The organism is Actinophytocola sp. (assembly GCF_035712165.1).
Classification (GTDB): domain Bacteria; phylum Actinomycetota; class Actinomycetes; order Mycobacteriales; family Pseudonocardiaceae; genus DASYTH01.
This window is the reverse complement of sequence record NZ_DASTBH010000291.1, coordinates 1-7,345: the sequence shown is the minus strand read 5'-3', so window position 1 is coordinate 7,345 and position 7,345 is coordinate 1. Positions and strand designations below refer to the sequence as shown.

Sequence of the window (7,345 nt, the reverse complement as noted above, 5' to 3'; positions counted from 1 at the left end):
GACACATCAGGAGACGTCATCATCACCATCACCCCTCGCCCGTCCGGCTCCACGGTCAGGCAGTCCCGATCCACCCGCGACGACCCTGCCACGACCCTTGCCACCACCCCTGCCGCGGCCGCCGTCCGTACCGACGCCAGGGTGGCGGTTCCCGGCGGAGTCCTCGCCTACACCGCGGCAGGGTCCGGTGAGCCGTTGCTGCTCATCCACGGGCTCGGTGGCACTCGCCGGACCTGGCGGCACATCATCGATCCCCTTGCCGCCACCCACCGAGTGATCGCCGTCGACCTGCCCGGGCACGGGGATTCCGACGCCCCAGCGGGGGACTACTCTCTGGGGGCGCAGGCCGCGGCTCTGCGCGACCTGCTGGTCGCAGTCGGGCATCGCTCGGCCACGGTGGTCGGCCATAGTCTCGGCGGCGGTATCGCGATGCAGTTCGCCTATCAGTTTCCTGAGAGCACCAGTCGGCTCATCCTGATCAGCAGCGGCGGCCTGGGTCGGGAGCTCACTCCGATGCTGCGTGCCGCCACCCTGCCCGGGGCGCAGACCGTCGTCAGTGCCCTGGCACGGCTACCCGAGCGCCTCACCCGCCGGCTTCTGCCGGTCGTGGCCATGTTGCCCGGACTTGTCGCTCGGCAGGACGCCGGCCCGCTCGCCGAGGGACTGCACAGACTCGCCGACTCCCGGCAGCGGCATGCGTTCGTCCGTACCGCCCGCACCGTCATCGATTGGCGAGGACAGACTGTCAGCGCCACCCGGCTACTCGGGCTGCTCGGCGAGCTACCCGTGCTGCTGGCCTGGGGCAGTGAGGACAGGACCATCCCGCCGCACCACCACCAGAGCTTCGCGACTCAACTGCCCGATCCCCATCTCGTGGAGATCACCGGCGCCGGCCACTACCCGCACGAGACGGACCCGGCCAGACTCCTTCCCGCAATGCGGAAATTCCTCGTGGCCACCACGCCGTTCGACCATCGGCTGTCCCGGTGACCGGCGACGACCGGCCTGGACGACTCAGCCGGCAGGAGCGGCGCAGCGCCCTCGCCGCGCCCGCCGACGCGGACGGGTTCACCAGCCGCCGGTATTGGATCCACGGACAACGCCTGCACGTACGCCAACGGCGGCCGACCGACCCGGACGTGATGCCCTGCATACTCCTGCACGGCCTAGCGGTGTCGCATCGCTATCTGATGCCCACCGCCAGATGCCTGCGCCAGCGGGCCGTGTACGTCCCCGACATGCTCGGGTTCGGCTTGTCAGACAAGCCCACCACCGTCCTCGACGTCGGCCAGCACGCGGAGGTCCTGGCAACCTGGCTGGACATCATCGGCACCCCACCCGCCGCGGTGCTGGGCAACTCCTTCGGCTGTCAGGTCGCGGTTGAACTGGCCAGCCGCCGCCCGGACCTGGTTGCCAGGCTCATCCTGGTCGGTCCGACCACCGATCCGCGGGCCGCGAGCATGCCGGCACAGGCCGCACGGCTCGTCCGGACCCTGCCCGGCGAGGACTGGCGGCAGGCGCCGATCCTGCGGGCCGACATCCGCGACGCCGGCTGCCGACGCATCGTCGCCACGCTGAGCCACGCCGTACGCGAACACCTCGAAACCAAGCTGGCGGGAGTTCGCGTACCGACGTTGCTCGTCCGCGGTGCACGCGACCGAATCGCCCCACAACTCTGGCTCGACCGCGCGGCAGCGCTGACGCCGGGATCCGTCACCCATGTCATCGAGGGAGCCGCCCACAACGCCGCAACCACCGCCGGGCCCGAACTCGCCGCGGCCGTTGCCACGTTCCTCACGCCGGAACACCGCGGACCGTGCCTAAAGCGGCACACGCGTCGCATGCCGGCCGCGTTTCGGGCGACGTGAGGAGGCCCGCCGGCACGGCCGATCAGCAGAATCTGACGACCGACCGGGCACCGTCCAGCGATGACCGAGCGGCACCGCTGATCCGCCCGCCTCAGTTGCGCACCAGCGAGGACCGTACCGCTTCCCGGCTGGAACTGTTCTTCGACCTGGCGTACGTGCTCGTGTTTGCCGAACTGGCCACGGCATTCGCCAAGGATCTCAGCTGGCATGGTGCCGCCGTCTTCGCCGGCTTGTTCGCCGTTACCTGGTGGTCATGGGTGACGACGACGCTGTACGCGAACCGCTTCGACACCAACGACGTGATCTACCGCCTGGCCAAGCTGGCCGGCACCGTCGCCGTGATGGGCATGGCGGCCAGCGCCCCCGAGGCCGTGGGCGACAAGGCGACGACGTTCGCCATCTGTTATCTCGCCACGAGGGTTCTGCTGCTGGCCCTGTACGCGCGGGCCTACCGGCACGTCACCGAGGCGCGTGCCACGATACGGATCTACCTGGTTGGAACCGGTGCCGGCGCGGCGTTGTGGGCGATGTCGTTGGCGGTACCGGGCAATTTCCGGTACGTGCTGTGGGCGGCCGGAATTCTTGTCGAGGTGTTGGCACCGTTGACGGCGACCCGGTTCGGTGGCGGCGTGCCGCTGCACCTGGAACACCTTCCCGAACGGTTTGGCCTGCTCGTCATCCTCGTTCTCGGGGAGTCGGTGGCGTCGATGGTGCTCGGCGTCCACGACACGGAATGGGTGCTGCGGTCGGTCCTGGTGGCCGCGGTCGGATTCGTCGTGGTCGCCGCGCTGTGGTGGAACTACTTCGATCTCGGCGGAGCGGCCGGGAAACGGCGACTCGTGGCGGACGGCGAAGACCAGGAGAGCGGCGTGGCCGACGCCTACATATACGGTCATTTTCCGCTGACGTTGGGTCTGGCCGCGGTGGCTGTCGGCATCGAGCAGTTCATCGTGCACCCGACGGGCGAGGCGTCCACGGTGGGTCGGTGGGCGTTGCACGGTGGCGTGGCCCTATTCCTGGCGGGTACGGCAGCGGTCATCGTCGGCACGTCGGGACGGTGGCGGGCCGCTTGGCCGTGGCCCATCGCCGCGGTGCCCGCCGTCCTGCTGATCGGCGTCTTCGACGGGCTGCCGCCGCTGGCCAGCATCGGCGCGGTAGGCGTCGTGCTGGTCGCCACCGTCCTCGCCGGCATCCGGGCCCAGCGACGCGGCGAGCTGGAGACCACCGAGACCTGACGAACGGCGGCCACCCGGTTTGCATCGAACGGCGTCCTCCGTCGCGTGACGACCAGCGGGATGAGCGGTGGGATCTCAATGAGGTCCCGCACGCGGTGGAGAGAGCCGCCCCGGTCGACGGCGGTCAGGCACGCTGCCGGTGGGGCATCGGTCCGTGTGGATCCTCGGACACCCGTCAAAGACACCGTCGACCGCCGGGGTTGTCACCTCGGCGATCAGCGTTTCTGGACCCGGGCGGTAGATCATCCGGAGGCTGATCCGGCTGTACGACTCCGCCCCGTCGCGCGGGTCGGCGCCGCGCGGGAGGCCGAGCAGGCTCGCGAACGCGTCGGCGATGGCATCGATCTGGGGCGCATGAGTGGCCTTCCGGCCCGGCGGCTTCCTCTGCCTGCGCGGCGGTAGTACCGTCGGTGGCGGTGTGCCGGGAAGCCTGGTCGGCGTGATGATCCGTACTCTTTCGTCGCCAATCGAGGAGCTTCCATGGGCACGCGGACCGGCCCCGCGATCGAGATCGCCGGCCTGACCAAGTCGTTCGGCCGCACGAAGGCCCTGGACGGACTGGACCTGACCGTGACACCCGGCGAGGTGCACGGCTTTCTGGGCCCTAACGGCAGCGGCAAGACCACCACCATCCGGATTCTGCTGGGCCTGCTGCGCCCCGACGCCGGCACGGTGCGGATGCTCGCCGGCGACCCGTGGCGCGACGCCGTGGCCCTGCACGGCCGGCTGGCCTATGTGCCCGGCGACGTGACGTTGTGGCCAGGCATCACCGGCGGCGAGGTGATCGACCTGCTCGCCCGCATGCGCGGCGGCCTGGACCGCCGGCGGCGGGACGAGTTGCTGGAGCGCTTCGACCTGGACCCGCGCAAGAAGGCGCGCGCCTACTCGAAGGGCAACCGGCAGAAGGTCGCCCTCATCGCCGGATTGGCATCGGACGCCGAGTTGCTGCTGCTGGACGAGCCAACCTCCGGTCTCGACCCGTTGATGGAGTCCGTGTTCCAGCAGTGCATCAACGAAGTGAAGCGGCAGGGCCGCACGGTGCTGCTGTCCAGCCACATCCTGGCCGAGGTCGAGGCGCTGTGCGACCGGGTGAGCATCATCCGGCAGGGCCGCACCGTGGAGAGCGGGACGCTGAGCGAACTGCGGCACCTGACCCGTACCTCGATCGCGGTGGAGACGACGCGGCCGCTGACCGGCCTCGACGCGCTGCCCGGCGTGCATGACCTGGTCCTGGCCGACCATCACGCCCGGTTCGACGTCGACAGCGCCCAGCTCGACGCGGTGGTCCAGCGGCTGTCCACCCTCGGCGTGCGTAGCCTGACCAGCACGCCGCCGACGCTGGAGGAGATGTTCCTGCGGCATTACGGCGACGAGCAGGCGGGTGGCGAGAGGCCGGTCGGCGGGACGGTGTCGTCGTGACCGGGGCCGGCGGTCTGCTTCGCTTCCTGCTGCGGCGGGAACGGTTCGCGCTGCCGTGGTGGCTGCTCGGCGCCGCGCTGCTGGTGCTCATCCAATCCACCCAGAGCCAGCGCCTGTACGACACGCCGGAGGCGCTCGCCCAGCTGCGCCAGACGTTGGGCGGCAACACCGCCGTCATCGTGATGAGCGGGCCGACCCGGCTGCTGGAGTCGATCGGCGGCGAGGTCGTGTTTGAGATCTTCGCGTTCGTGGCGATCCTGGTGGCACTGATGAACATGTTCCTGGTTGGCCGGCACACCCGCGCCGACGAGGAGACCGGCCGGGCCGAGCTGATCCGTTCCGCGCGGTTGGGGCGCCGCGCGCCGCTGGGCGCCGCGCTGCTGTTGGCGGGTGTGGCGAACCTCGCCGTCGCGGTGCTGGTGTTCGCCGCGGCTGCCGGCACCGGGCTGCCGCCGAGCGGTTCGTTGCTGTTCGGTTTCGCGATGGCCGGCGTCGGCGTGACGTTCGCCGGCCTGACCGCGGTAGCGGCGCAGGTGTTCGAGAACACGCGGGCCGTCTACGGCGCCGTCGGATTGGCGATCGGCGCGGCGTACGCGCTGCGCGCAGCCGGCGACGTCGGCAACGAAGCGCTGTCCTGGATGTCGCCGATCGGCTGGGGTCAGCGCACATTCCCGTACGCCGGCGACCGCTGGTGGCCGCTGCTGGTCCCGGCCGTCGCTACCGCCCTGCTCGTCGCCGTCGCCGCGGCGCTGCTGGAGCGGCGCGACTTCGGGGCGGGTCTGGTTCCGCCGCGGCCGGGACGCGCGACCGCGTCGCGGGCACTGGGCTCCCCGCTCGGGCTGGCCTGGCGGCTGCAGCGCGGGACGCTGATCGGCTGGTGGTTCGGGCTGTTCCTGCTGGGCGCGGCGTACGGCTCGATCGGCGACACCATCGAGCAGTACATAGAGGACAATCCGCAGGTCGCCGAGTTCCTGCCCGGTGGGGCGTCCGATGTCGTCGATGCGTATCTGGCGTTGACCGTCATGGTGTCGGCCCTGATCGCCGCCGCGTACGGGGTGACCAGCGCGATGCGGGTGCGCGGCGAGGAGACGTCCGGCCGGGCCGAGCCGGTGCTGGCCACCGCGACCAGCCGCGCCGGGTGGCTGGCCAGCCACCTGTCCGTGGCGCTGGTGGGCAGCGCCCTCGTGCTGGCGGCGATCGGCCTGGGGGAGGGGCTGGCGTACGGGCTGACCGTCTCCGACGCCGGCCAGATCCCGCGTATGGTCGCGGTGGCGTTCGTCTATCTGCCCGCGGTATGGCTCGTCATCGCAGCCGCGGTTGTGGGCATCGGCTGGCTACCCCGCGTCGCCGCCGCCTTGGCATGGGCGGCCGTCGGCTACTGCGCGGTCATCGCGATGTTCGCCGACTCCCTCGACCTGCCCGGCTGGTTGCAGAGCGCCTCGCCGTTCACGCACACACCCCAAGCCCCATTGGAAAGCGTCGCAGCCGCGCCACTGCTCATCATGGGCGCCGCCGTTGTGGCGTTCGTCGCGGCCGGGTACGCCGGCCTGCGACGGCGAGACGTGGGTTACTGACCCACGCAATCATCGTCCACGCGTTCCGTCCTCGATGACCGCACCGCCCGGGCCGCGATCCGTGACGAGGCCCTGCGCCTGTCCGCTGCGCACGGGCCGGACACGGTGGCGATCCACCAGATCGCCGCGGCCGCCGGTGTCTCGCCCGCCCTGGTGGTACACCACTTCGGCGGCGAGGAAGGGCTGCGCCGCGCCGTCCACGAGCGTGTCCTGGCCATCTTCGACGACCTCTTCGACATCATCGGTGACCGGATTGGACGGCCGGCCCGTCGCGGCACCCCTGCGCCACCGCATGCCTTCGGCCGCAGCGACAGAAACCGTTCCAGGCGGGCATGGAGGTGCGAGAGCGTATGGAGGTCGAGTTCTCCGTTCACGATGAGCTCCACCCGTGCCAGCGAGAAATCTCCGAGAGACGGCCGGCTCCTCAAGCGAAGGCGAAGTAGCGCAGCCACAGGTACGGCACGGCGAGCGCGACCGTCACGACCGTGACGATCAGGCCGTACTTGGTGAACTGCCAGAACGTGATGGGTTTGCCGGCGCGCGCGGCGATGCCGAGCACCACCACGTTGGCCGAGGCGCCGACCGCGGTGGCGTTGCCGCCCAGATCCGCGCCGAGGGCGAGAGCCCACCACAACACCTGCGACTGGTCGGTGTCGCCGCTGCTGTTGACCATCTCGGCCACGACAGGACTCATCGTGGCGACGTACGGGATGTTGTCGACGATCGCGGACAGCACCGCGGAGCCCCACAGCAGCACCATCGAAGCGAAGAACAGCCGACCCTCGGTGGCCTCGGTCGCGGCGCGGGAGATCTGCTCGATCACCCCCGTGTTGACCAGGGCACCGACCATGACGAACAGCCCGGCGAAGAACACAAGCGTCGGCCACTCCACGTCCTTGGCGACCTCGCCCGAGTCCAGCCGGGACACCGCCAGCAACACCAGACCGCCGACGATCGCCACGACCGAGGGCTCCAGATGCAGCACCGTGTGCAGGACGAACGCGGCGGTCACACCGGCCAGCACGACCAGGCTGACCACCAGCAGGCGGCCATCGCGAATCGCGTCGCGTTCCCGGAGGGCGACGATCTGCGCGGCCCGCTGCGGGTCGTGCCGGAACGCGAAGCGAAACAGCAGCCGGCACAGCCCGATGAACACCACCAGCAGCACCACGACGAGGGGGGCGAGGTGGATGAGGAACTCGTTGTACGACAGCCCGGCCCGGCTGGCGATGATGATGTTCGGCGGGTC

At 70.5% G+C, this 7,345-nt stretch carries 7 protein-coding genes; 6 read left to right on the top strand and 1 reads right to left on the bottom strand.

Annotated features, from left to right (window positions below; genetic code table 11):
- Nucleotides 1-141 precede the first annotated feature (141 nt).
- The 6 genes from VFO68_RS16540 to VFO68_RS34275 all read left to right on the top strand — a co-directional run bounded on the left by VFO68_RS16540 (nucleotide 142) and on the right by VFO68_RS34275 (nucleotide 6,585).
- The gene (locus tag VFO68_RS16540) at nucleotides 142-990 is read left to right on the top strand and encodes an alpha/beta fold hydrolase (protein WP_325159187.1); all 849 of its coding nucleotides are present in this window, start codon (nucleotides 142-144) and stop codon (nucleotides 988-990) included.
- Entirely contained in the window at nucleotides 987-1,868 is an 882-nt protein-coding gene (locus VFO68_RS16535) for an alpha/beta hydrolase (protein WP_325159186.1), read from the top strand. Before VFO68_RS16540 ends, VFO68_RS16535 begins: the two co-directional genes overlap by 4 nt.
- Nucleotides 1,817-3,103 carry a low temperature requirement protein A gene (locus VFO68_RS16530; RefSeq protein ID WP_325159185.1) on the top strand — a complete coding sequence of 429 codons (1,287 nt, stop codon included), beginning with the start codon at nucleotides 1,817-1,819 and terminating at the stop codon, nucleotides 3,101-3,103. Before VFO68_RS16535 ends, VFO68_RS16530 begins: the two co-directional genes overlap by 52 nt.
- Before the next feature lie 480 nt (nucleotides 3,104-3,583).
- Nucleotides 3,584-4,522 carry an ABC transporter ATP-binding protein gene (locus VFO68_RS16525; RefSeq protein WP_325159184.1) on the top strand — a complete coding sequence of 313 codons (939 nt, stop codon included), beginning with the start codon at nucleotides 3,584-3,586 and terminating at the stop codon, nucleotides 4,520-4,522.
- On the top strand, nucleotides 4,519-6,096 hold the full coding sequence (locus VFO68_RS16520; RefSeq protein ID WP_325159183.1) for an ABC transporter permease: 1,578 nt from the start codon (nucleotides 4,519-4,521) through the stop codon (nucleotides 6,094-6,096). The genes VFO68_RS16525 and VFO68_RS16520 overlap by 4 nt, the downstream gene beginning before the upstream one ends.
- Nucleotides 6,097-6,201: 105 nt before the next feature.
- Nucleotides 6,202-6,585 (top strand): hypothetical protein, encoded by a 384-nt coding sequence (locus tag VFO68_RS34275; RefSeq protein WP_414635516.1) that lies wholly within the window; start codon nucleotides 6,202-6,204, stop codon nucleotides 6,583-6,585.
- Here VFO68_RS34275 and VFO68_RS16510 read toward each other — a convergent pair.
- Nucleotides 6,521-7,345: SLC13 family permease (locus tag VFO68_RS16510; RefSeq protein WP_325159181.1), on the bottom strand; the 825-nt coding region annotated here is incomplete at its 5' end. The genes VFO68_RS34275 and VFO68_RS16510 overlap by 65 nt on opposite strands.